Source organism: Burkholderia lata (assembly GCF_000012945.1).
GTDB classification, from domain to species: Bacteria; Pseudomonadota; Gammaproteobacteria; order Burkholderiales; family Burkholderiaceae; genus Burkholderia; species Burkholderia lata.
The window spans coordinates 3,403,672-3,427,382 of sequence record NC_007511.1; the positions used below are offsets into that span (position 1 = coordinate 3,403,672).

Here is a 23,711-nt window from a genome sequence, read left to right on the forward strand (position 1 = left end):
AGCAGTTTAGGCAGCGCTCTGCCAGAATGTCTCATGCCGATTTATCGCCCCCACATAACATGGAGTTAAGGCTGTGCGTCTGAACCTGCGCCAGATCGAGGTGTTTCGCGCCATCATGCTGACCGGCTCGATCAGCGGCGCCGCGAAGCTGCTGCACGTGTCGCAGCCGGCCGTCTCGCGGCTCATTTCGTATGCCGAGCAGCGGCTCGGCCTCGCGCTGTTCGAGCGCATCAAGGGGCGGCTCTACCCGACGCCGGAAGCGCAGCGGCTGTTCGTCGAAGTGAATGCGGTGTACCAGGGCGTGCAGCGCGTCAACGAAATCGCCGAAGACCTGATCGAGAACCGGATGGGCCATCTGCGCATCGCGTGCAGCCCCAATCTCGGCCAGTCGCTGCTGCCGCGCGCGATCGCCGCGTTCTACGAACGTTTTCCCGACGTGCGCATCATCCTGCACACGATGATCCCGAGCGTGCTGCTGCAGGCGGTGCTCACGCAGCAGGTCGAGCTCGGCATCGCGTTCCTGCAGGACACGCACCCGAACGTCGAAAGCCAGCGCCTCTATGAAAACCGGATGGTCGCGGCCGTGCCCGCGTCACACCCGTTCGCGCGCCGCAAGACGCTGGCCGTGCGCGATCTCGCGGACCAGCCGCTGATCGGCTATGGCAGCGACATCCCGCTCGGGCAACTGGTGCGGCGGCTGTTCAGCGACGAAGGGCTCGTGCCGCAGGTCAAGATCGAGGTGCAGCAGGCGCACGTCGCGTGCGCGCTCGCGCAGGCCGGCACCGGCATCGCGCTGATCGACGAGCTGACGGTAGCAGGCCCCGTGTGGCCGCAGATCGTCGTGAAGCCGATCGTGCCGACCATTGCCGCGCCGGTCAGCGTGCTGCACCCCGTGCTGGCACCGCTGTCGCGGCTCGCGCACGAGTTCATCGACACGCTGCACGCGCTCTCCGCCCCCGCGTGAATTGCGTTGCCCGAACAGGCTGAAACCGTTGCCCAGCCTGCGTTTCGGCGCAGTACCGACGGCCGCAGATCACCCCGTTCGACATCCGTCGTTCGGGCGTCACCGGGATTACCCTACGCTTAACATTGCGTTATGAAGTCTCCATAAAATAGCAATAACGCTCAATATTCGGCGTCCCTAGAATCGTTTGGACAGTACCGCCACACAAGGCTTTCCGGCCGGCGCGTACGGGCCTTTTTCCCCTCTCAGGACAAACGACACATGGGACGCATTCTGTCTTCGAAGGACGTCGAAGCCGCCGTCAAGGGCGGTTCGGTTTTCGCATGCGGCGGCGGCGGCTGGGCCGACCACGGCCGTGAACTCGGCACGCTCGCGGTCACGATCGGCCGCCCCGAACTGGTGAGCATCGACGAGTTGCCGGACGACGCGTGGATCGCCACGGCCGCCGCGATCGGCGCACCGGGCGGCCTCACCGACTGGCAGATGCTCGGCGCCGATTACGTGAAGGCCGCGCAGCTCGTGCAGGACGCGCTCGGCGCGCCGCTCGCGGGGCTCATCATCGGGCAGAACGGGATGTCGAGCACGCTGAACGCGTGGCTGCCGTCCGCGTTGCTCGGCACCAAGGTGGTCGATGCAGTGGGCGACATCCGCGCGCATCCGACCGGCGACATGGGCTCGCTCGGCCTCGCGTCGAGCACCGCGCCGATGATCCAGGCCGCCGCCGGCGGCAACCGCGAACACCATGCGTACATGGAAGTGGTCGTGCGCGGCGCGACCGCGAAAGTGTCGCCCGTGCTGCGCAAGGCGGCCGACATGGCCGGCGGTTTCATCGCGAGCTGCCGCAACCCGATTCGCGCGTCGTACGTGCGCCAGCATGCGGCGCTCGGCGGCATCAGCCGCGCACTCGCGCTCGGCGAAGCGATCATCGACGCCGAGCGGCGCGGCGGCAGCGCGGTGATCGATGCGATCTGCGCGGCCACGCAAGGCGAAATCATCGCGAGCGGCAAGGTCGAGCGCAATACGCTCGAATACACGCGCGAAGCGTTCGACGTCGGCCTCGTCTACCTCGGCAGCGGCACGCAGCGCGCGGTCATTCACGTGATGAACGAACACATGGCGGTAGACGATGCGCACGGCGAGCGGATCGCGACCTACCCGGACGTGATCACGACGCTCGATGCCGAAGGCCGCCCCGTCAGCGCGGGCCAGTTGAAGGAAGGGATGGAGATCCACGTGCTGCGGGTGGCGAAGGCGCACATTCCGCTGTCGTCGTCGGTGTTCGATCCCGCCGTGTATCCGCCGGTCGAAGCCGCGCTCGGCATCTCGATCGCCGACTATGCGCTCGCGCGCTGACCGGGGGGCACGATGACGAACCAGATGACCCGCACCTTCGAAGTGACCTCGGGCACCACGCTGCGCTGCAAGGGCTGGCGCCAGGAAGCGCTGCTGCGCCTGCTCGAGAACGTGCTCGCCGTCGGCGAGGATCCCGACCAGTTGATCGTCTACGCGGCGCTCGGCCGTGCGGCGCGCGACTGGCCGTCGCACGACGCGATCGTGCGCACGCTGAAGACGATGGACGAGAACGAGACGCTCGTCGTTCAATCCGGCAAGCCCGTCGCGCTGCTGCGCACGCACGCGAGCGCACCGCTCGTCGTGATGGCGAACTGCAACCTGATCGGCCAGTGGGCGAAAGCCGAGCACTTCTACGAACTGGAACGGCGCAACCTGATCTGCTGGGGCGGCCTCACGGCCGGCGACTGGCAGTACATCGGCTCGCAGGGCGTGATCCAGGGCACCTACGAAATCTTCTCGCGGATCGCGGAGCGCCACTTCGACAACGACCTGCGCGGGCGCTTCATCCTGACGGCCGGCCTCGGCGGGATGGGCGGCGCGCAGCCGCTCGCGGGCCGGATGGCGAACGCGGCGACGCTCGTCGTCGAGATCGACCAGACGCGCATCGACAAGCGGCTGCAGATCGGCTTCCTCGAACGGCAGGCGCGCGATCTCGACGAGGCGCTCGCGCTGATCCGCGACGCGCAGGCCCGGCGCGAACCGATCTCGGTCGGCCTGCTCGGCAACGCGGCCGACGTGTTCCCGGCGATCCTCGCGCGCGGTGTCGTGCCCGACATCGTCACCGACCAGACGGCCGCGCACGATCTCGTGTACGGCTACGTGCCGTCGGGCTACACGCTCGACGAAGTGCGCACGCTGCGCGACAGCGACCGCACGAAGCTGATGGACGCGAGCCGCGCGTCGATCGTGCGGCACGTCGAAGCGATGCTCGGCTTCAAGGATCGCGGCGCGATCGTGTTCGACAACGGCAACCTGATCCGCACGCATGCGAAGGACGGTGGCGTGGCACGCGCATTCGAAATCCCGGTGTTCACCGAAGCGTTCCTGCGCCCGCTGTTCTGCCGCGCAATCGGCCCGTTCCGCTGGATCGCACTGTCGAACGACCCGAACGACATCCGCGTCATCGACGACTACCTGCTCGAACACTTCCCGGACAACCGGATCGTCACGAACTGGATCCGCAAGGCGCGCGAATGCGTGCCGTTCGAAGGGCTGCCGGCCCGCATCGCGTGGCTCGGCCACGGCGAGCGCACGCGGCTCGCGCTGGCGGTCAACGCGATGGTACGCGACGGCGTGCTGGCCGGGCCGGTCGCGTTCACGCGCGACCACCTCGACGCCGGCGCGATGGCGCACCCGAACATCATGACCGAGAACCTGCGCGACGGCTCCGACGCGGTGGCCGACTGGCCGCTGCTGAACGCGATGATGAGCTGCTCGTCGATGGCCGATCTCGTCGCGATCCATTCGGGCGGTGGCGGCTACAGCGGCTACATGACGAGCGCGGGCATCACCGTCGTCGCCGACGGCAGCGCGGCCGCGAACGAGCGGCTGACGCTGTCGATGACGAACGACACCGCGCTCGGCGTGATCCGCTATGCGGACGCCGGCTACGAAGAAGCGCTCGACGAAGCGCAGCGCAAGCAGATTCCGCACATCCGGCTGTAACGGCCGGCTCGCACGACGACAGGACAGGAGATCGAAGTGAAGCAAACCGCGGTTCCCCTCGACACGGCCGACGCCGTGTCGCCCCCTACCTCGAGTGCCGGGCGCGCGATCGCCGCGGCGTCGATCGGCAACGCGCTGGAGTGGTACGACTTTTCCGTCTACGCATTCTTTGCCGTGTACATCGCGCAGAACTTCTTCCATCGCGGCGACACGGGCACCGAGCTGGTCGAGGCGTTCATGGCGTTCGGGATCGGCTTCATCGCGCGGCCGCTCGGCGCGCTCGCGATCGGCGTGTATGGCGATCGCGCGGGCCGCAAGGCCGCGCTAACGCTGACCATCCTCGTGATGGCGGCCGGCACCGGCATCATCGCGTTCGCGCCGCCGTACACGGCGATCGGCGTCGGCGCGCCGCTGCTGATCCTGTGCGGCCGCCTGCTGCAGGGCTTCTCGGCCGGCGGCGAAGTGGGCGGCGCCGCTGCGTTCCTGATCGAGCACGCGCCGGCGGACAAGAAGGGCCGCTACGCGTCGTGGCTGCAGGCGAGCATGGCCGCGTCGAACATCCTCGGCGCGCTGGTCGCGACCGGCGTGACGCTCACGCTGTCGCGCGAACAGATCGGCGACTGGGGCTGGCGGATCCCGTTCATCCTCGGCCTCGCGATCGCGCCGGTCGGCCTGTGGCTGCGCAAGACGCTCGACGAAACGCCGCATTTCCGCGCGGAGATGGCGCGTGCCGCGCATGCGCCGGCCGAACGCAAGGCGCCGCTGCTGCAGGTCGTGCGCGACTATCCGCGTGCGCTCGTGGTCGGCACCGGGTTCTCGGTGTTGTGGGCCGTATGTGTGTATGCGCTGGTGATCTACATGCCGACGCACGTGCAGCGCGCGCTGCATTTCGACGGGCGCGACGCGTTCATCGCGTCGCTGGTCGGCAACTGCCTGATGGCCGTCACCTGCGTGTGCGCCGGGAGCTGGTCCGACCGTTTCGGCCGGCGCAAGGTGCTGACGGCCGGCGCCGTGCTGATGCTCGTGTCGGTGTATCCGCTGCTGCACTGGCTCGCCGACGTGCACACGCTCGCCGCGCTGATCGTCGTGCAGAGCGCGTTCTGCGTGATGGTCGCGATCTTCACGGGCGTCGCGCCCGCCGCGCTGTCGGAGCTGTTCCCGACCCAGGTGCGCGCGACCGGCATGTCGCTGTCCTACAACATCGCCACGACGATCTTCGGCGGCTTCGCCCCGGCGATCCTCGCGTGGCTCACGCAACGGTCCGGCAACCCGTTCGCGCCCGCCTGGTATGTGATGGTCGCGAGCGTCATCGCGCTCGCGTCGATCGCCGCGCTGTCTTCCACGTCACGTCACGCCTGAATTCGGAGAACCGCTTCATGCAACGCTTCCTCATGCGGAGCGCGATCGCGCTCGCGCTGTTCGCCGCCGTCCCGGCCTTCGCGGACGTCACGCTCGACGGCCGGTCCGTCACGCCCGAATCGATCGCACGCATCGCCGACGGCGAAGCCGTGTCGATCGCGCCGGCCGCCCGGCAGCGGGTCGTCGCCGCGCACGACGTGCTGCTGAAGGCCGCCGCGGCCGGCCAGCAGATCTACGGGCTGACGGTCGGCGTCGGCCTCAATAAAGACCGCGAGATGGTCGATGCGCACGGCAAGCTGAGCCAGGAGGTCATCGACGCGTCGACGCGCTTCAACATCGGGCTGATCCACGCGCACTCGGGCAGCGTCGGCCCTGACATGAGCGTGCGCGTGGCCCGCGCCGCAATGGCCGCCCGCCTGAACGCGATGCTCGACGGCGGCGCCGGCGTGCAGCCCGCAATCGTTGATGCGTACGCGCAGTTCCTCAATCGCGGCGTCACGCCTGCGATGCCGGCGGACGGCTCGATCGGCGAAGCCGACATCACGATCCTCAGCCACGTCGGCCTCGCGATGCTCGGCGAAGGCGACGTGTACTACCAGGGCCGCAAGGTCGCGGCCGCCGATGCGCTGAAGTCGGCCGGCATCGCGACGATTCGCCCGTACGGCAAGGACGCGCTCGCGATCCTCAGCTCCAACGCGTACTCGGCCGGCATGGGCGCGCTGGCGCTCACCGACATGGCGCGCCTCGCGCAGGTGTCGAAGCTGGTGTTCGCGCTGAGCCTGCAGGGGCTGAACGGCAACGTGTCGCCGTTCCGCGAGGACACGCTCGCGCTGCGGCCGTTCCCGGCCACGCTGCGCGCCGGCACCGCACTGCGCACGCTGCTCGAGGGCAGCAGCCTGTGGAACCGCGATCCGGACCGGCCGCTGCAGGATCCGCTCAGCTTCCGCTCCGGCGTCTACCTGCTCGGCGAAGAGGATCGCACCGCCGACGAAGCGCGTGCGCTGCTGCAGGCGCAGTTGAACTCGAGCGACGACAACCCGGGCGTCGCGGTGGGCGTCACGCCGAAGTCGAACCGCGCACAGGATGCGGCCGGTTATGTCGACGGCGGCGGCGCGGTGCTGCCGAGCGCGAACTTCGAGCCGCTGCCGTGGGTGCTCGCGTTCGAACAGCTCGGGCTCGCACTCGGCCACAACGCGCTCGCGTCCGCGCAGCGCATCGTCAAGCTGAACGATCCGCACCTCACCGGCCTCTCGCGCTTCCTCGGCACCGAGGACACCGTGCACGCGTTCGGCGCAATGGAGAAGCCGCCGACCGCGCTCGCGATGACGGTGAAGTCGCTCGCGATGCCCGTGTCGCTCGACTACCTGCCGGTCGCCGGCGGCATCGAGGACGTCGCGACGAACGCACCCGACGTCGTGCAGCGCGTGCAGAAGCAGATCGACGCGAGCTACACGCTGCTCGGCCTCGAACTGATCGAGGCTGCGCAGGCGATCGACCTGCGCCAGCGCAAGCAGCCGTCGTTCACGCTCGCGCTGGCCACGCAGCCGCTGTACCGCGCACTGCGCGCGAAGGTCGCGTTCCTCCAGAGCGACCGCCCGCTCACGCCCGACTTCCGGGCCGCCGATGCGCTGCTGCGCGCGTATCGCGACTGAGCGGCGCACCGCCCTTCCTTCGTTACACCCGCTAGCTGCCACACCCACCGCACCCGCCGCCGCGATCGTCGTTCGATCGTGGCGCGGGGCACTTCCGTACCGATTCGCACGCAACCGGATCCAGCCGCCGCTCGCCGGCTTTCAACCACCCCGCACCGGAACACCATCATGAAAAAAATCCTGTTCGCGCTGCCGCTCGCCGCGGCCGCCACCGCCCACGCGCAAAGCAGCGTCACGCTGTACGGCATCGTCGAAGACGGTGTCGACTACGTATCGAACGTGCAGGGCAAGCATCTCGTGCAGCTCGCGTCGGGTGTGACTGCCGGCAGCCGCTGGGGTGTGCGCGGCACCGAGGATCTCGGCGGCGGCCTGAGCGCGATCTTCCGGCTCGAAAGCGGCTTCGACATCAACTCCGGCCGCCTCGGCAGCGGGCTCGCGTTCTCGCGCAATGCGTACGTCGGGCTGAACGATACGAAGCTCGGCACGCTCACGCTCGGCCGCCAGTGGGATTCGATCGTTGACTATGTCGAGCCGTTCACGCTGAACGGCAACATCGGCGGCTACTACTTCGCGCACCCGAACGACATGGACAACACCGACAACGGCTTCCCGATCTCGAACGCGGTGAAGTACCGCAGCCCGACGATCGCGGGCATCACGTTCGGCGGCCTCTACGCGTTCGGCGGGCAGCCCGGCCGCTTCTCGGACAACGCGACGTTCAGCGTCGGCGCGAGCTACGCGGCAGGCCCGGTCGGCTTCGGTATCGGCTATCTGCGGATCAACAACCCGGGCGTGTCGACGCAGGGCTACCAGAACTATCCGGGCTTCACGAATGCGATCTACGGCAACTACCTCGATGCGGCGCGTGCACAGAAGGTGTTCGGCGTGGGCGCGTCGTACCAGGTCGTGCAGTGGCTCAAGGTGCTGGCCGACTTCACGAACACGAACTTCCAGCAAGGCAGCGCGGGGCACGACGCGACATTCCAGAACTACGAGCTGTCGACGCTGGTCACGCCGACGCCGGCCGTGACGATCGGCGCGGGCTATACGTACACGACGGGCCGCGACCACGCGACGAATGCGGAGCCGAAGTATCACCAGTTCAACCTGAGCGTCGAATACGCGTTGTCCAAGCGCACGAGCGTCTACGTGATGGGCGCGTTCCAGAAAGCGGGCGGCGACGCGCCGGTCGCGCAGATCGCGGGTTTCAACCCGTCGGGCAACCAGAAACAGGCGGTGGGCCGCGCGGGTATCCGCCACGCGTTCTGACGTTCGCGATGGCTGACGGTCGGGCGTGAAGCCTGCCGTCAGTCGGTCGACAAGCGCGACGCCGCGAAGCATCGACATGCCGCCGCTTCCCAGCCACTTCCTTCAGACCATTTGATCAGTATGCCTACTCATTCGAACCGGAACAAAAGCGGGCGACGTCACCGGCTCGCACCGGCAGTCAACCGCCGGCTGATGTCGGCCGTCGGCGCCTCGCTGATCGCCTGCACGATCGCCGACGACGCCGCGGCCCAGTCGTCCGTGTCGCTGTACGGGCTGGCCGACGTCTACGTCGGCACGCAAAAGAGTCTCGGCAAGCCGCGCGCGGTCGCGATGAATTCGGGCGGCTTCACGACGAGCTTCTGGGGGATCGGCGGCCGCGAGGAGCTCGGCGGCGGTTACGCGCTGCAGTTCGCGCTCGAAGCGTTCATGCGCCCGTCGAACGGCGGCGCCGGACGCTTCAGCGGCGATACGTTCTTCGGGCGCAATGCGTATGTCGGCGTCGCGACGCCGTCCGGCGTGCTGCGCGCCGGACGCAACACGACGCCGTATTACATCTCCGCCGTACGCTTCAACCCGTTCTCGACGTCGTTCGGCTTTTCACCGGCGCTGAACCAGATGTACAAGGGCGTAGCGGGGCAAGGCCTCGTCGGCGACAACGGCTGGAGCAATTCGGTGCTGGTTTCGACACCCGGCGAGCACGCGCTGCAGGCGAGCCTGATCTATGCGACCGGCAACGAGCCGGGCCACGCGGGCGCGAACCAGTGGGGCGGCAGCGTCACCTATGACGGGCACCGCGCGTTCAGTGCAACGCTCGCGTTCCAGCAGGCGAAATTCGACCGGATGCCCGGCGACCTGAACGCGTCCATCGCCGGCTTCACGCAGCAGGACGCCGTGCTGGCCGGCGTCGGCTACGACCTGACCTTCGTGAAGTTCACCGCGTTCTACCAGTACGTGCACGACGCGATCGACGGCGGCGGGCTCGGCACGCATAGCGGGCAACTGGGCGCGGCGGTGCCGCTCGGCTTCGGCACGGTGCTCGCATCGGTGATGGCCGCGAAAAGCCACGGCCGCGACCGCCCGTCGAGAACGACCTGGGCGCTCGGCTACGACTACCGGCTGTCGAAGCGGACCGACGTCTACGTCGCGTACATGCGCGACCGCGCGAGCGCCTACGGGAACGGCGATTCGGCCGGGCTCGGCCTGCGCACAGCGTTCTGAACGCGCGCCTTCAAGGCGCCATGACGGCGTGCGTGCGGCGGGTGCCTACGCGTCCGCTTCCGCGTGCAGCAGCAACACCGCGTCGCGCTTCTCCAGCAGATGCCGCCGCAGGATCGCCGCGAGCGCCTTGCCGTCGCGCGCCTCCAGCGCCTTGATCATCTCCTCGTGATCGTGCACCGCGCGATCCCACTTCTCGACGTGCTGGTTCGAGCGGAACCGCATCGACATGATCCGGCGGTTGATCGACTGGTACGTGGCGCGCAGCGCCGAGTTGCGCGCGGCCTCGTTGATGCGGTCGTGGATTTCCTGGTTGCGGCTGTAGTAGCCGGGCAGGTCGTTCTGCATCCGGCACGCGAGCATCGAGTAATGCAGCGCCTTGATCTCCGCGAGCTCCGCGGGCGTGATCCGCTCGCACGCCAGCTCGCCTGAAAACGCCTCCAGCCCCGACATCAGCTCGAAGGTCTCGCGGATCTCCGATTCGCTCATCCGGTACACGCTCGCACCGCGATTCGGCGACAGCACCAGCAGCCCCTCGGCCGCCAGCACCTTGAACGCCTCGCGCAGCGGCGTGCGCGAGATGCCGAGCGTCTCGCACAGCTCGCGCTCGTTCAGCCGCATGCCCGGCGTGAGCACGCCCTCGACGATGAATTTGCGCAGGTGCTCCACGACCGTGTCGTGCAGCCGCTGCCGCTCCAGTTTCGGCAATGCCGGCGCGGTGCCGACAGGCTCCAGATCATTCAAATCTTGCATGCAAAGTCCTTCCTTCTTGCTTCCCGCGATTCTACTGCAACTCGCCCGACCCGAATATCTCCCCGCCAATGTCGGGTAAACACCGGCATTTTCGGTGAAATCAGCGCTTGGTTTTGCCGGGATCGCTCTGCTAAAGTATTTTGCATGCAAAATTCAAAATGCAACCAAGGAGACAGAACGACCATGCTGCAACTCGACTTCCACCCGTCCGGCCGCCATTTCCTGCAGATTCCGGGGCCGAGCCCGGTGCCCGACCGCATCCTGCGGGCGATGAGCTATCCGACCATCGACCACCGTGGCCCCGAATTCGGTGCGCTCGGCCTCAAGGTGCTGGCCGGCATCAAGAAGATCTTCAAGACCACGCAGCCGGTGGTCATCTATCCGGCGTCGGGTACCGGCGCATGGGAAGCCGCGCTGACCAACACGCTGAGCGCCGGCGACACCGTGCTGATGTTCGAAACGGGCCACTTCGCGACGCTGTGGAAAAAGATGGCCGAGGCGCTCGGCCTGAAGCCCGAGTTCCTCGGACTGCCGGGCATCGAAGGCTGGCGCCGCGGCGTGCAGCCCGACATGATCGAAGCGCGCCTGCGCGCCGACACCGCGCACGACATCAAGGCCGTGTGCGTGGTGCACAACGAAACCTCCACCGGCGTCACCTCCGACATCGCGGCCGTGCGCCGCGCGATCGACGCGGCCGGCCACCCGGCGCTGCTGATGGTCGACACGATCTCGGGGCTCGCATCCGCCGACTATCGCCATGACGAATGGGGCGTCGACGTCACCGTGTCGGGTTCACAGAAAGGGCTGATGCTGCCGCCGGGCATCAGCTTCAACGCGGTGTCGCCGAAGGCGCTCGCCGCGAGCGAGCACGCGACGCTGCCGCGCGCGTTCTGGGGCTGGCACGAGATCATCGAAGCGAACAGGAACGGCTACTGGCCGTACACGCCGAACACCAACCTGCTGTACGGCCTCGCCGAAGCGCTCGACATGATCCTCGGCGAAGGGCTCGACAACGTGTTCGCGCGCCACCAGCGGCTCGCGGAAGCGACGCGCCGCGCGGTGCGCGCCTGGGGCCTCGAGATCCAGTGCGCGGACCCGGCCGTCTACAGCCCCGTGCTGACCGGCGTGATGATGCCCGACGGCGTCGACGCGGACGCCGTGCGCAAGCTGATCTACGAACGCTTCGACATGTCGCTCGGCCAGGCGCTCGGCAAGATGCGCGGCAAGATGTTCCGCATCGGCCATCTCGGCGACTGCAACGACCTCACGCTGATGGCCACGCTCGCCGGTTGCGAGATGGGGCTGAAGCTCGCCGGCGTGCCGGTGGCCGCGAGCGGCGTCGTCGCGGCGATGGACTATCTCGCCACCAACACGCACACGCCCGCGCTGCGCGCGGCGGCCTGAACGCGTGTGCCTGCGGCCCGCCGCAGGCACACCGCTCGCTCCCTTTTGCGGCCCGCACGACGCGCGGCCGCGCTGCATCGGCACGAAATCGACACGAAAGCGGCCCCAGAGCCGGCGCGGATGCAGCGGCAAGCCAGACAACATCAAGGAGACACAACATGAAGCTGTTCCGGGCGACCGGCATCGTGCTGGTGATGCTATGCGTGATGTACTTCATCACGTACCTCGATCGCGTGAACGTGAGCACGGCCGCCGCCGGGTTCGGCCGGGAATTCGGGCTGAACAAGACGGAGATCGGCCTCGTGTTTTCCGCGTTCGCGTATCCGTACCTCGTGTTCCAGATCATCGGCGGCTGGGTCAGCGACCGCTTCGGCGCGCGCCGCACGCTGCTCGCGTGCGGGCTGCTGTGGGCCGTCGCGACGCTGCTGACCGGCATGGCTGGCGGCCTCGCGTCGCTGCTCGCCGCGCGCCTGCTGCTCGGGCTCGGCGAAGGCGCGACGTTCCCGGCGGCCACGTCGGCGATGTCGCGCTGGGTGCCGCGCGAGAAACGCGGCTTCGCGCAGGGCATCACGCATGCGTTCTCGCGGGTCGGCAACGCGGTCGCGCCGGCCGCCGTCGTCGCGGTGATGGCCGTGTACGGATGGCGCGAATCGTTCTACATCTGCGGCGTGATCAGCATCGTGTGGGTCGTGGTGTGGGCGCTCGTCTATACCGAACACCCGAAGGACCACCCGCGCATCACGCAGGCCGAACTCGATGCGCTGCCGCCGCCCAAGCAGAAGCCCGCGAACGTACCGTGGGGCCCGCTGTTCCGCCGGATGATGCCCGTCACGATCGTGTACTTCTGCTACGGCTGGACGCTGTGGCTGTTCCTCAGCTGGATTCCGCAGTACTTCCTGCACAGCTACGACCTCGACCTGAAGAAATCGGCCGTGTTCGCATCCGCGGTGTTCTTCGCGGGCGTGATCGGCGACACGCTCGGCGGCATCGTCACCGACCGCGTCTACGCACGCACCGGCAGCCTCAAGCGTGCGCGCAGCTGGATGGTGTCGATCTGCATGCTGCTCACGCTGCTGTCGCTGTTGCCGCTGCTGTTCACGCATCACCTGTACGTGTCGATGGCGTGCCTCGCGGCCGGCTTCTTCTTCGCCGAAATGACGATCGGGCCGATGTGGGCCGTGCCGATGGACATCGCGCCGGAATACTCGGGCACCGCGAGCGGGATGATGAATTCCGGCTCCGCGCTCGCGGCAATCCTGTCGCCGGTGATCTCCGGCTTCGTGATCGACCGCTTCGGCAGCTGGGAGCTGCCGTTCATCGGCAGCATGGTGCTGATGGGCGTGGGCGTGCTGCTCGCGTTCCGCATGCAGCCGGACAGCCGCTTCGCCGATGCCCCCGCCGAACAACCGGCCGCCAATCGCTCGCCGGCCTGATGCCAACGGGGCGCCGCCGCCGGCGCCCGCCTTTTTGACTGCAACGATGACCCAACAAGCTACCCACGACCTCGCCGTCCGGCTCGCCGCCGGCTGGCAACACGGCATCGCGTTCAACGCACTGCCTTCGGACCTCGTCCCCGCCGATGCCGACGCCGCCTATGCGGTGCAGGCGCAAGTTCTCGCCGCGCGCAGCACCGCAATCGGCGCATGGAAGGTCGGCGCGAAGCAACCCGATGGCCCGATCCAGGGCGCACCGCTGCCGGACGACTGCCGCCATGCGAGCGGCGTCACGCTGCCGCGTGGCGCGTTCCGGCCGCTCGGCCTCGAACTGGAAATCGCGTTCCGCTTCGGCCGCGACTTCGCGCCGCGTGCGGCCGCCTATGCCGATGACGAAGTGTTCGACGGCATCGCGCAGATGGGCGCATCGATCGAGATCGTCGCGAGCCGCTTCCGCGAATGGCCGGACGTCGCCCCCGTCGCGCAACTCGCCGACCTGCAGAACCACGGCGCGCTCGTGCTCGGCGAGATGACCGGCTATCGCGACGATTTCCCGTTCGTCGCGCCGGCTCCCGCGTTTTCGTTCGACGGGCAGGACATCGTCGGCTCGGCACCGGGCACCAACCCCGCAGGCGATCCGCGCCGCCTGCTGCCGTGGCTCGTGAATCACGCGTCGCGGCGCGGCATCGCGCTGCCGGCCGGCACCGTCGTCACGACCGGCTCGTACACGGGGATGTTTTTCCCGAACGCGGCGGGCACGGCCGTCGGCCGCATACCGGGGTTGCCGCCCGTCAGCGTGACCCTCGCCTGATCCCCGCCTGCCCCTCACCCGATACCGACCGCTGCCATGACATCCGCCGTCTCGCCTTCGCTGGTTCGCCCCGTTCATCTCGTGCCGTCGCAAGGCGCCGCGCTGTCGCCGCTGTTCGAGCGGCTGCGTCGCGAACTGCGCGGCGACGTCTACGCCGACCGCGCAAGCCGCGGCCGCTATGCGACCGACGCGTCGATCTACCAGATCATGCCGCTCGGCGTGGTCGTGCCGCGCGACCAGGACGACCTGCGGATCGCGCTCGACATCGCGCGCGACCGCAAGATCCCCGTGCTCGCGCGCGGCGCCGGCACGAGCCAGTGCGGGCAGACGGTCGGCGAGGCGCTCGTCGTCGACAACAGCAAGTGGCTGAACCGGATCGTCGAGTTCGACGCGCAGGCGCGCACCGTCACCGTCGAGCCCGGCATCGTGCTCGATCACCTGAACGCGTGGCTGAAGCCGCACGGGCTGTGGTTTCCGGTCGACGTGTCGACGGCCGCGCAATGCACGATCGGCGGGATGGCCGGCAACAACTCGTGCGGGTCGCGCTCGATCGAGTACGGCAACATGGTGCACAACGTGCTCGCGATCGACGCGATCCTCGCCGACGGCAGCGAATGCCGGTTCGGTTCGCTCGCGCAGCCCGTCACCGACCGCCGCACGCTCGACCTGCTGCACGGCGTCGAACGCATCGCGAAACGCGAGCGCGACGAGCTCGTCGAGCGCGTGCCGAAGGTGCTGCGCCGCGTGGCCGGCTACAACCTCGACCTGTTCGACTGCCAGAACCCGCGCGCGTATACCGACGACGGTCACGCGAATCTCGCGCACCTGCTCGTTGGCTCGGAAGGCACGCTCGCGTACAGCCGGCAGATCACGCTGAAGCTCGCGCCGCTGCCCGCGCACAAGGCGCTCGGCGTCGTGAACTTCCCGACCTTCTACCAGGCGATGGACACCGCGCAGCACATCGTGAAGCTGAAGCCGGTGGCGGTCGAGCTTGTCGATCGCACGATGATCGACCTGTCGATGGAGAACCCGGCGTTCCGCCCCGTGATCGAACAGGCGCTGGTCGGGCAGCCGCAAGCGATCCTGCTCGTCGAGTTCGCGGGCGAATCGCGCGACGCACAACTCGCGCAGCTCGACCGGCTCGCCGAACTGATGGCCGATCTCGGCCTGCCCGACAGCGTCGTGAAGATGACCGATGCCGGCGCGCAAAAGGCGCTGTGGGACGTGCGCAAGGCCGGGCTGAACATCATGATGAGCATGAAGGGCGACGGCAAGCCGGTGTCGTTCATCGAGGATTGCGCGGTGCCGCTCGAACACCTCGCCGAATACACGCGCCGCCTGACCGACGTGTTCCACAAGCACGAGACCGAAGGCACGTGGTACGCCCACGCGAGCGTCGGCACACTGCACGTGCGGCCGATTCTCGACATGCGGCGCGACGGCGCGACGCGCATGCGCGAGATCGCCGAAGAAGCCGCGGCGCTCGTGCGCGAGTATAAGGGCGCGTATTCGGGCGAACACGGCGACGGGCTGTGTCGCGGCGAATGGGTCGCGTGGCAGTACGGCCCGCGTCTGAACGCGGCGTTCGCGGAAATCAAGGCGCTGTTCGATCCTGACAACCGCTTCAACCCGGACAAGATCGTCAATCCGCCTCGCATGGATGCGCGTGAACACTTCCGCTTCGCGCCCGGCTATGCGGCGCTGCCGCTGCAACCGGCGCTCGACTGGTCGGCATGGAACGTCACGCGCAATCCGCTGACCGGCGACGAAACCGCCCCGGGCTCCGGCACCGACATCACACACGGGCTCGCGTCGGCCGTCGAGATGTGCAACAACAACGGCCACTGCCGCAAGTTCGACGCGGGCACGATGTGCCCGAGCTACCGCGTGACGCGCGACGAGCAGCACGTGACGCGCGGCCGTGCGAACACGCTGCGGCTGGCAGTGACGGGCCAGCTCGGCGCCGATGGCCTCGCCGGCGACGACGTGAAGGCCGCGCTCGACCTGTGCGTGTCGTGCAAGGGCTGCAAGCGCGATTGCCCCACCGGTGTCGACATGGCGCGCTTCAAGATCGAGGCGCGCCATGCGTGGAACCGCAAGCACGGCACGACGCTGCGTGAACGGCTCGTTGCGTATCTTCCGCGTTATGCGCCGTGGGCCGCGCGGATGCGTGGCGCGATCGCGTTCGCGAATGGCGTGCCGGTCGTCGCGTCGTGGATGAAGCGATGGATCGGGCTCGCGCCGCAGCGTGCGTTGCCTGCGTTTGCGCGGCCGTTTCTGGCGGGTGCGGGTGCGGGTGCGGGTGCGGGTGCGGGTGCCACTGCCGGTGCCGGTGCCGGTGCCGGTGCCGGTGCCGGTGCCGGTGCCGGTGCGACATCAGCATCGCAAAACGGCTCGGCCATCCGCGAAGTGCTGCTTTTCGTCGACACGTTCAGCAACTACCAGGAACCGGACAACGCGCGGGCCGCACAGGCCGTACTCGAAGCGGCCGGCTACACCGTGCATTTCAACGTGCGCGAAGGCGAACGGCCACTGTGCTGCGGTCGTACGTTCCTCGCGGCCGGGCTCGTCGACGAAGCAAAGGCCGAGGCGAAACGCACGCTCGATACGCTGAGGCCGTACCTCGAACGTGGCGTCGCGATCGTCGGGCTGGAGCCTTCGTGCCTGCTGTCGATGCGCGACGAGTTTCTGGCATACGGGTATGGCGACGAAGCCGCACGGCTCGCCAGCCATGCGTTCCTGTTCGAGGAGTTCCTCGTACGCGAGCAGGAGACCGGACGGTTGTCGCTGCCGTTGCATGCAATCGATGCGAAAGAAGCACTCGTCCACGGCCACTGCCATCAGAAGGCATTCGGCGCGTTCACGCCGGTGCAGACGGTGCTGCGCTGGATTCCGGGGCTGAAGGTGTCGCCGGTCGAATCGTCGTGCTGCGGGATGGCCGGCAGCTTCGGCTACGAAGCCGAGCACTACGACGCGTCGCAGGCGATGGCCGAACTGTCGCTGCTGCCGGCCGTGCGGGCGCGGGCCGAAGGCGCGATCGTCGTCGCGGACGGCACGAGTTGCCGGCATCAGATCCAGGACGGCGCGCAGACGCAGGCCGTGCATGTGGCGAAGGTGCTCGCGTGGGCGCTCGGCAATATCCCGTCACGCTAGCGGTACGCGCACGAACCGGCCGGCGGCATCCGCTCACCGGATGCGCGGGCCACCTCCGATCGCTCCGCATCGGGGCGGCCCGCGCCAATCACGGCATCTGCTCGCCCAGGCGAAGCTGATTCGTCACCTGCGTCACGCCGTCCACTTGCCGGGCCGCCTCCACGGCCATCGCGGCCTGCTGACCGTCGCTCACGCCGCCACGCAGCGTCACGACGCCGCTCCGGGCACGCACCACGATGCGCGTCGCATTCAGCCCGCGCGTGCGTGCGAGTGCCGCACTGACGCGACGTGTCAGGCGCCGGTCGTCAGCTCGGCGCACTTTGTCCGCCGGTGCCCCGCTGGCAACGGTTGTCGACGCCGGGTCCGATGCGGCTCGCGCGGTGCCGGCTACGGCCACGATGCCGAGTGCCGCGACGGTCGCGATCAATCCACGTTGCAATACTTTCATTGAGTCTCCCTTCACACACGGAAAATGTCGCCGACCGCTGCTCAGAACTTCGTCATCAGGCCGATCGATGCACCCGTCATGCCACCGCCGCCGGGCCGCAAGCCGATGGCCGCGATATTGGTCGGATCGGTGCGGTACGCGCCGGAGAAGCCGTTTCGATCGAACTCCGCATAGATCTCGGTACGCTTCGACAGGAAGTACTCGACGACCGCATACGTCGTGAGCTTGTGCCCGTCCGCATCGCGCCGGTTGCCGAGATTGCGGCCGATGTCGTCGTACATGCCTGCCGTGAACTGCAGGAACGGCGTGGCCTGATAGACGATACCCAGCGACGGGATCTTGTCGCGACGATGCGGCCGGCTCGGATTCGCGCTCGAAATGTCGAGGGCCGAGTAGCTCGCATAGAGCCGGCCGGCACCGATCTGCCAGGTCCCGCCCGCCATCCAGGTCTGCGCGGACTGCGTCGCGTCGGCGCTGTACGTCTTCGAGTAGGACGCACCACCGAGCACCGTCTGGTACTGGTACATCGCCGCAGCCGAAAAATTGGTTCCGGCACGCGTATTGCCAGCAACACCGCCGGGCGAATAGCTCGCCGCGACACGCAGGCCGCCCAGTTCGCCGATGTATTTGATCGTGTTGTTGAAGCGGGAATCGAGCGTGAACGGATTACCGCTCCACAGCACACCGGGCTCGATGGCGAGCGACTGGCCGCGCCCACCGGCCGGATCCACGATGATCCCGAAGTCGGTCGCCGCGTTGAACTGGCGCCCGAGCGTCAGGCGCCCGAAGCCGCCCGTCACGCCCACGTAGGCCGCCTGTGAAAACAGCGTACCGGACGTTTTCAGTGCGCCCGTGCCGCTGCTGAAGGCGCCGTCGAGCACGAACAGCGCCTTGAACCCGCCGCCCAGATCCTCTTTGCCGCGAATGCCGAAATCGTTACCCGAGATCAGGTTGTTGTTGAACCCCACGGCGCTCCCGCCCTGCATGCCGTTGGTCCATCGAATCCCGCCGCCGATCTGCCCATAGAGGGTCACGCTCGACTGCGCCACGCTGATGCCCGGCAATGCGCCGAGCAACGCCATCCATGCGAATTTCCTCATCCGTCTCCTCCTGCCAGTGCCTGGCTTTATGTATTCGTCACCGCCTTGCTTCATGATTCGCATACCGAAATAATCGACTGACTCCTGCTGCCGATCGCTTCCTGTTGCTGCCGGGATCGGCGCACCGCGTATCCGCGTGCGCCGATCCCCGTCCTCCTGGATTACTCGGCCGGCCGCCCGACGTTCTGCACGAGCGAGCTGACGTATCCCGGCCCACCCGCGCCGTCGTGCTCGACCTCGACGTACCACGCAAGGTTGTAGCCCGCCCGAAGGTTCAGCGCGGCGTGCCACTCGCCGTCGCGCGCCGCCATCGGCGTCGATTGCCACGTGGCGCTGCGCCAGTCCTGCGAGACCGGGTGAAACGCATGGAACAGCCTGACACCCGACACGTGCTCCGGCTCAACGCGTGCGGCCACGGCCAGCCGGTCGCCGGCCATCTCGTGCCGGACCACCGGCGTGCCCGGAACGCGACGGCCGGCGAAGGTGCGGGCAAGCCACATCCGCCACGCCGCGAGATGCTTCGTGGAGACCCACGAATGCCGCACGTTGTCGATGGCGAAATAGGCCTTGTCGCCCGGCATCTCGGTCATCATGCTGTTGGGCGCGCCGAGCGCGAAGAACTCGTCGTTCGTGCCGAGCGCGACGAGATAGGCGGCTTTGATCCGGTCACGCCACAGATACGGATCGAAATGCATCAGCATCTGGAAACCGACGGGATTGTTGAGCGCGCGCAGCATCGTCTCCGCCCCCTGAAAGCCGGGGCCCGCTCGCGACTCCGACGGACCGGCGACGTGCGGCCCGAACTCGGCGAACTTCGTCGCCAGGTGATACAGATTGTTCCCGCCGTGGTAGCCGCACACCATCACGCCCGCCACCCGGTCCGGGTCCGCACCCGACGCAATGGCCACGCCAACCCCGCGTTTCGAATGGCCGAGCAGGACGGCCCGCCTGGTCCCGATGCCCGCGAGCGAATGCAGCAACGTGATGGCGCGCAGATACGCCTTGGCGATCGGGTAGTACCCGTTCCAGGTCAGGTCGCCGGTCTCCAGCATCTTCTTCAACGCATAGCCGGTGAAATCCGATTCGTCGAGGCCGAACGGGCAATCGGCCGGATTCGCGAAGATCATGATCGGCATCCCGAGGTCGAGCGCGGTGCCTTCCGCGTATTCGCCCTCGGTGTCGAGCGTCGTGCCCGGAATGACGCGCCGGGCCCATTCCGCGGGCTCGAAGGCCTGGCGTTCCGTGCCGATGATGCCGGCCGCGCCGTCGCCGTCATAGCCGTCGGGCACGTAGATGCGGGCGGGATGCCGCCAGACGAGCCCGTGCCATTGCTGGCTGGTGAAGGTCAGCTCGATGACGCGAACGCGGCGCCCGGCACGATGCCGGCTCTCGCGCACGCCATCCGAGACGATCTCGGGATGCAGCGTCGATTCGTCGAGCAATTCGGCCCTGTCGAAGAAGGGGGCCGGCCCCAGCACCGGCTTCGTGTCCGTGAACATCTGATTCATGAGCGGAGTTCCTGGTTGATGAGTGCCGCTTCGGCGGCCTTGGGACGAATGACGCAGGCAAACAGCAGCATCACGGCGACGAGCGCGAGCGCGACGAGATAGAGCGCCGGGTCGAGGCTGCCCGTCCGCACACGGATCGCGCCGAACAGCGCGGAACTCACGCCGGATGCCGCGCCCATGCTCGAGATCAGCGCGACGCCCGCGGCGGCCGCATCGCGCGGCAACAGGCGCGTCGCAATCGCCCAGAGCACCGGGTAGGCAGACGCGATGCCGCTGGTCGCCACGATGGCGCCGGCTATGACGCCGGGCAGCGCACCGTGCGAGAAGGCCATCGTGCACAGTCCGGCAATGCCCGTGCCGACCGCGACGATGAAGTGTCCGTAGCGCTCGCGGCGCCGGTCCGAACGGCGGCCGTACCAGACCATCGCGATCGTGCCGATCAGGTTCGGGATCACGACATACAGGCCGACGTGCTGCAGGTTCGTGACGCCGGTCGCCTCAATGATGGACGGCAGCCAGAAAATCAGCAGGTTGGTTGCGCACCCGAGCGAGAACGTCGTGAAGCCCAGCAGATAGACGCACGGCTCCCGCAGCGCGGCGCGCAACGGATGGCGGGCGGCGGGCGGGCCCTCGGGTGCGCCAAGCGCCTGCTGCACGATGCGGCGCTCGTCGGACGACAGCCAGCGTGCGTGTTCGGGGCCTTCGGGCAGCACCCGGTACGCGATCACGCCGAGCACGATGCTCGGCACGCCCTCCAGCAGCATCAGCCATTGCCAGCCGTCGAGCCCCGCCACGCCACTCATCGAGTTCAGCACCCAGCCGGATACCGGCCCGGTCACGAGCCCGGCTGCGGCAGCGGCCGTCATGAACAGCGCAATGACCTTCGCGCGGCGCTCCGGCGGAAACCAGAACGTGAGATACACCACGACGCCGGGGAAGAATCCCGCCTCGAACGCGCCGAGCAGGAAGCGCAGTGTGTAGAACTGGCCCGGTGTCCTGACGAACATCGTCGCGGCTGCGACCACGCCCCACAGCACCATGATCCGCAGCAGCGTGCGGCGCACGCCGACCCGCCGCAGCATCAGGTTGCTCGGCAGCTCGAACATCAGGATGCCGACGAAGAACGCCGAGGCCGCGACGCCGTATGCCGCGTCGGTGAATCCGAGCGCCCCCTGCATCTGCAGCTTCGCGAGGCCGATATTGTTGCGATTGACGAACGCGGTCAGATAACACAGGAACAACAGTGGCACGAGACGTCTCGTGATGCGTGCGAACACCCGGTCCGCCTCGCTGCGTGCGGCCCTGCCGCCGCCGTCCGTCGAGCATTCCATTCCGGTATTCATGCCGACGCGCCTCCGTCAGGACGCGACGCGTGTACGCGATAGCCCAGGCCCGGCGACAGCACGCTGCAGTCGCCGTCGGACAACATGACGGATTCGAGCGCGTCGTGGTTCATCGCGTCATCGACGAACTCGACGATCGTGCGCACCTTCGCGCATGCCACGCCGACGCCCGCGCAGGCCGCCTCGAGGTCGGCCGAACGCCATTCACGGATCGCGGTGGCCAGCGCGTCGCGCAACGCCGCCGGGTCGCTGGCGCGCAGGAATGCTGCCGGCCCGCCGGCATCCAGCGGCGGATCGAAATAGCGGGGATCGCGTGCAATGTCGGCGCGCCCGAGGACACCGAGCGCGGCCGCCAGTTGCCGGGGCGTGTTGGCGCCAAGCGCGACCCAGCCGTCCTGGGTGGCGAACAGGTCCGCTGCCGGACTGCCCGAGTAGCCCTGGTTGCCGACCCGTGGCGGCGCAACGCGGCCAGTGAGTGCCTGGCAGGCGAACGGATACATCAACTGCAACGCGGCGCCGGTCATCGACACGTCGAGATAACGCCCGAGACCGGTTGTATCCCGCTCGCGCAGCGCGGCCAGGATCGCCATCGCAGCGACGAGCCCCGTGCCTGCATCGACCACCGGAAAGCCCGTCTTGACCGGCGGCTCGCCTTCGCGACCGGCCATCAGCGTCATGCCCGTCGCCGCCTGGACGACGTGGTCGTAGGCCGGCCGGTCCCGCCACGCCCCGGTGTTTCCCCAGCCGCTGATCGCGCAGTAGACGAGCCCGGGATTCAGCGCCCGCAGCGGGCCGTCGCCCAGGCCGAACCGGTCGAGCACGCCCGGCCGCAGGCTGTCGACCAGCACGTCGGCTTCACGTGCGAGTTCGAGCGCCTGGTCGCGGTCGCCTGCGTCGCTCAGGTCCAGTTCGATGGAGCGCTTGCCGGCGTTCAGCGCTACGAAGCCCATCCGGCCATTGCCGCGACGCATCACGTCGCCGCCGTTGCGGTTCTCGATCTTGACGACCTCGGCGCCGAGTTGTGCCAGGTGGAACGTCGCCAGCGGGCCCGCGATAACGTGCGTGAAATCCAGCACGCGAATCCCGGCGAGCGGTTTGAATGTCGTCATGTCCGCACTCCCGTCGCTCGTTTCGCGACTGCCCGGCGCTGCGGCGACCCGGTCGGCTGCCGTTGCCGGTCCCCTGCTTGTCCCAACCCCTTGCGCATGTCTGTCTCCATTAGGTCGAGTCGCTATTGTGGGCAGGTTGTGCTTTCATGAAAATTGAAGATTCATGAACCAGCCTTCCGAAAACATGAATCCCGACCTGATTTCCGGGCGACGCAATGCGGGCAATTTCCTGCGGCTGCGGCACTTGCGCATGCTTGAACTGGTCGCGGACGGCGGCTCGCTCGCCGCGGCCGCACGCACGCTGCACCTGTCCCAGCCGGCGATCACGAAAATGCTGCAGGAGATGGAAGCGGTGTTCGGCACGATGCTCGTGACGCGCGGCGCGCGCGGCGGACGGCTGACCGCCGACGGCGAAGCCGTCCTGCAGCGCCTGCGGATCGCGCTCGCGCAATTCGACATTGCGCTGGCCGGCGACGGCAACGACGACGGCAGGCCGCTGCTGCGCATCGGCATGCTGCCCGTGGTCAGCGTCGCGCTGCTGCCGCAGATCATGCGGAACCTGACACGGGACGCCCCCGCGCCACGGCTCACGGTCATGGAATCGAACGTCTCGGGGCTGCTGGACGCGCTGTCGACCGGACGGATCGACTGCATCATCAGCCGCCCCGACGCGGAAGCGTTGGCGAAGCTCGACGGGCTCGACGTCACGATCGTCCCGGTGTACGAAGAACCGCTGGCGATTGCGTGTCCGCTCGCGCACCCGTTCGCCGATGCGCGACGCATCTCGACGGAGCAACTGCAGCGCGAAGAATGGATCGTCCCGCATGCCGGCACCGACACCCGCCGCGCCTTCGACGCGCTGTTCGTCGATCACGGCCTGATGCCGCCGCGCCCGCTCGTCGAATCGATGTCGTTTCACACGAACCTGCAGATGGCCGACGCGCTCGGCGCGCTGACCGTCGCGCCACAGTCGGCCGTGCTGCACTATGCGCGCATGGGCGTGATCCGCAGGGTTGGCGGTTTTCCGGTCATGCCGGTGGGGGAAATCGCGCTGATCCACCTCGCGACGATGACCGGCCTGCCCGCGCTGCAGCGGTTTCGCGATGCGGTCGAAGCGGCCGCGCATACGCGTCGTTGATCCGCATTCCTGACGGGCCGGCCAGCCTTCTCGT

At 68.0% G+C, this 23,711-nt stretch carries 18 protein-coding genes; 12 read left to right on the plus strand and 6 right to left on the minus strand.

The window, feature by feature from the left end:
• The first annotated feature begins 73 nt into the window (after window positions 1-73).
• The 7 genes from BCEP18194_RS37765 to BCEP18194_RS37795 all read left to right on the plus strand — a co-directional run bounded on the left by BCEP18194_RS37765 (window position 74) and on the right by BCEP18194_RS37795 (window position 9,480).
• Entirely contained in the window at window positions 74-964 is an 891-nt protein-coding gene (locus BCEP18194_RS37765; RefSeq protein WP_011356603.1) for a LysR family transcriptional regulator, read from the plus strand.
• Between the two features lie 261 nt (window positions 965-1,225).
• The gene (locus BCEP18194_RS37770; RefSeq protein WP_011356604.1) at window positions 1,226-2,317 is read left to right on the plus strand and encodes a DUF917 domain-containing protein; all 1,092 of its coding nucleotides are present in this window, start codon (window positions 1,226-1,228) and stop codon (window positions 2,315-2,317) included.
• Between the two features lie 24 nt (window positions 2,318-2,341).
• Window positions 2,342-3,982, plus strand: a complete 1,641-nt coding sequence (locus tag BCEP18194_RS37775; protein ID WP_041493696.1) for a urocanate hydratase — start codon at window positions 2,342-2,344, stop codon at window positions 3,980-3,982.
• Between the two features lie 36 nt (window positions 3,983-4,018).
• Entirely contained in the window at window positions 4,019-5,341 is a 1,323-nt protein-coding gene (locus BCEP18194_RS37780; protein WP_011356606.1) for an MFS transporter, read from the plus strand.
• A 17-nt stretch (window positions 5,342-5,358) separates the two neighbouring features.
• Window positions 5,359-6,993, plus strand: a complete 1,635-nt coding sequence (locus tag BCEP18194_RS37785) for an HAL/PAL/TAL family ammonia-lyase (RefSeq protein WP_011356607.1) — start codon at window positions 5,359-5,361, stop codon at window positions 6,991-6,993.
• Window positions 6,994-7,161: 168 nt separating this feature from the next.
• Entirely contained in the window at window positions 7,162-8,262 is a 1,101-nt protein-coding gene (locus tag BCEP18194_RS37790; RefSeq protein WP_011356608.1) for a porin, read from the plus strand.
• Between the two features lie 120 nt (window positions 8,263-8,382).
• The gene (locus BCEP18194_RS37795; protein WP_011356609.1) at window positions 8,383-9,480 is read left to right on the plus strand and encodes a porin; all 1,098 of its coding nucleotides are present in this window, start codon (window positions 8,383-8,385) and stop codon (window positions 9,478-9,480) included.
• A gap of 45 nt (window positions 9,481-9,525) precedes the next feature.
• On the opposite strand, the gene BCEP18194_RS37800 is transcribed toward BCEP18194_RS37795, so the two are convergent.
• Window positions 9,526-10,230 carry a GntR family transcriptional regulator gene (locus BCEP18194_RS37800; RefSeq protein WP_011356610.1) on the minus strand — a complete coding sequence of 235 codons (705 nt, stop codon included), beginning with the start codon at window positions 10,228-10,230 and terminating at the stop codon, window positions 9,526-9,528.
• A gap of 183 nt (window positions 10,231-10,413) precedes the next feature.
• Between BCEP18194_RS37800 and BCEP18194_RS37805 the strand changes: the two genes are divergently transcribed.
• The 4 genes from BCEP18194_RS37805 to BCEP18194_RS37820 all read left to right on the plus strand — a co-directional run bounded on the left by BCEP18194_RS37805 (window position 10,414) and on the right by BCEP18194_RS37820 (window position 17,031).
• Window positions 10,414-11,634 (plus strand): pyridoxal-phosphate-dependent aminotransferase family protein, encoded by a 1,221-nt coding sequence (locus BCEP18194_RS37805; protein WP_011356611.1) that lies wholly within the window; start codon window positions 10,414-10,416, stop codon window positions 11,632-11,634.
• 158 nt (window positions 11,635-11,792) lie between these two features.
• Window positions 11,793-13,067, plus strand: a complete 1,275-nt coding sequence (locus BCEP18194_RS37810; RefSeq protein WP_011356612.1) for an MFS transporter — start codon at window positions 11,793-11,795, stop codon at window positions 13,065-13,067.
• A gap of 46 nt (window positions 13,068-13,113) precedes the next feature.
• Window positions 13,114-13,878, plus strand: coding sequence for a 2-keto-4-pentenoate hydratase (locus BCEP18194_RS37815; protein ID WP_011356613.1), 765 nt, complete (start codon window positions 13,114-13,116; stop codon window positions 13,876-13,878).
• Window positions 13,879-13,914: 36 nt separating this feature from the next.
• On the plus strand, window positions 13,915-17,031 hold the full coding sequence (locus tag BCEP18194_RS37820; RefSeq protein ID WP_011356614.1) for an FAD-binding and (Fe-S)-binding domain-containing protein: 3,117 nt from the start codon (window positions 13,915-13,917) through the stop codon (window positions 17,029-17,031).
• Window positions 17,032-17,119: 88 nt separating this feature from the next.
• Here the strand turns inward: BCEP18194_RS37820 and BCEP18194_RS37825 are convergent, their stop codons facing one another.
• The 5 genes from BCEP18194_RS37825 to BCEP18194_RS37845 all read right to left on the minus strand — a co-directional run bounded on the left by BCEP18194_RS37825 (window position 17,120) and on the right by BCEP18194_RS37845 (window position 22,539).
• The gene (locus tag BCEP18194_RS37825) at window positions 17,120-17,479 is read right to left on the minus strand and encodes a BON domain-containing protein (protein WP_050781647.1); all 360 of its coding nucleotides are present in this window, start codon (window positions 17,477-17,479) and stop codon (window positions 17,120-17,122) included.
• 41 nt (window positions 17,480-17,520) lie between these two features.
• Window positions 17,521-18,579 carry a porin gene (locus tag BCEP18194_RS37830; protein ID WP_011356616.1) on the minus strand — a complete coding sequence of 353 codons (1,059 nt, stop codon included), beginning with the start codon at window positions 18,577-18,579 and terminating at the stop codon, window positions 17,521-17,523.
• 161 nt (window positions 18,580-18,740) lie between these two features.
• Window positions 18,741-20,087, minus strand: coding sequence for a PhoPQ-activated protein PqaA family protein (locus tag BCEP18194_RS37835; RefSeq protein ID WP_011356617.1), 1,347 nt, complete (start codon window positions 20,085-20,087; stop codon window positions 18,741-18,743).
• Window positions 20,084-21,337: an MFS transporter gene (locus BCEP18194_RS37840; RefSeq protein WP_157687427.1), complete on the minus strand. Its 1,254-nt coding sequence runs from the start codon at window positions 21,335-21,337 to the stop codon at window positions 20,084-20,086. The genes BCEP18194_RS37835 and BCEP18194_RS37840 overlap by 4 nt, the downstream gene beginning before the upstream one ends.
• Before the next feature lie 89 nt (window positions 21,338-21,426).
• The gene (locus BCEP18194_RS37845; protein WP_011356619.1) at window positions 21,427-22,539 is read right to left on the minus strand and encodes a CaiB/BaiF CoA transferase family protein; all 1,113 of its coding nucleotides are present in this window, start codon (window positions 22,537-22,539) and stop codon (window positions 21,427-21,429) included.
• 163 nt (window positions 22,540-22,702) lie between these two features.
• On the opposite strand from BCEP18194_RS37845, the gene BCEP18194_RS37850 reads away from it, so the two are divergent.
• Entirely contained in the window at window positions 22,703-23,677 is a 975-nt protein-coding gene (locus tag BCEP18194_RS37850) for a LysR substrate-binding domain-containing protein (protein WP_011356620.1), read from the plus strand.
• The last annotated feature ends 34 nt before the right edge of the window (window positions 23,678-23,711 follow it).

Coding starts and splice junctions, on each gene's coding strand:
- BCEP18194_RS37835 (WP_011356617.1), bottom strand. CDS start 20,087: ATGAATCAGATGTTCACGGACACGAAGCCGGTGCTGGGGCCGGCCCCC.
- BCEP18194_RS37845 (WP_011356619.1), bottom strand. CDS start 22,539: ATGACGACATTCAAACCGCTCGCCGGGATTCGCGTGCTGGATTTCACG.
- BCEP18194_RS37785 (WP_011356607.1), top strand. CDS start 5,359: ATGCAACGCTTCCTCATGCGGAGCGCGATCGCGCTCGCGCTGTTCGCC.
- BCEP18194_RS37825 (WP_050781647.1), bottom strand. CDS start 17,479: ATGAAAGTATTGCAACGTGGATTGATCGCGACCGTCGCGGCACTCGGC.
- BCEP18194_RS37795 (WP_011356609.1), top strand. CDS start 8,383: ATGCCTACTCATTCGAACCGGAACAAAAGCGGGCGACGTCACCGGCTC.
- BCEP18194_RS37830 (WP_011356616.1), bottom strand. CDS start 18,579: ATGAGGAAATTCGCATGGATGGCGTTGCTCGGCGCATTGCCGGGCATC.
- BCEP18194_RS37770 (WP_011356604.1), top strand. CDS start 1,226: ATGGGACGCATTCTGTCTTCGAAGGACGTCGAAGCCGCCGTCAAGGGC.
- BCEP18194_RS37820 (WP_011356614.1), top strand. CDS start 13,915: ATGACATCCGCCGTCTCGCCTTCGCTGGTTCGCCCCGTTCATCTCGTG.
- BCEP18194_RS37850 (WP_011356620.1), top strand. CDS start 22,703: ATGAACCAGCCTTCCGAAAACATGAATCCCGACCTGATTTCCGGGCGA.
- BCEP18194_RS37800 (WP_011356610.1), bottom strand. CDS start 10,230: ATGCAAGATTTGAATGATCTGGAGCCTGTCGGCACCGCGCCGGCATTG.
- BCEP18194_RS37775 (WP_041493696.1), top strand. CDS start 2,342: ATGACCCGCACCTTCGAAGTGACCTCGGGCACCACGCTGCGCTGCAAG.
- BCEP18194_RS37805 (WP_011356611.1), top strand. CDS start 10,414: ATGCTGCAACTCGACTTCCACCCGTCCGGCCGCCATTTCCTGCAGATT.
- BCEP18194_RS37810 (WP_011356612.1), top strand. CDS start 11,793: ATGAAGCTGTTCCGGGCGACCGGCATCGTGCTGGTGATGCTATGCGTG.
- BCEP18194_RS37790 (WP_011356608.1), top strand. CDS start 7,162: ATGAAAAAAATCCTGTTCGCGCTGCCGCTCGCCGCGGCCGCCACCGCC.
- BCEP18194_RS37815 (WP_011356613.1), top strand. CDS start 13,114: ATGACCCAACAAGCTACCCACGACCTCGCCGTCCGGCTCGCCGCCGGC.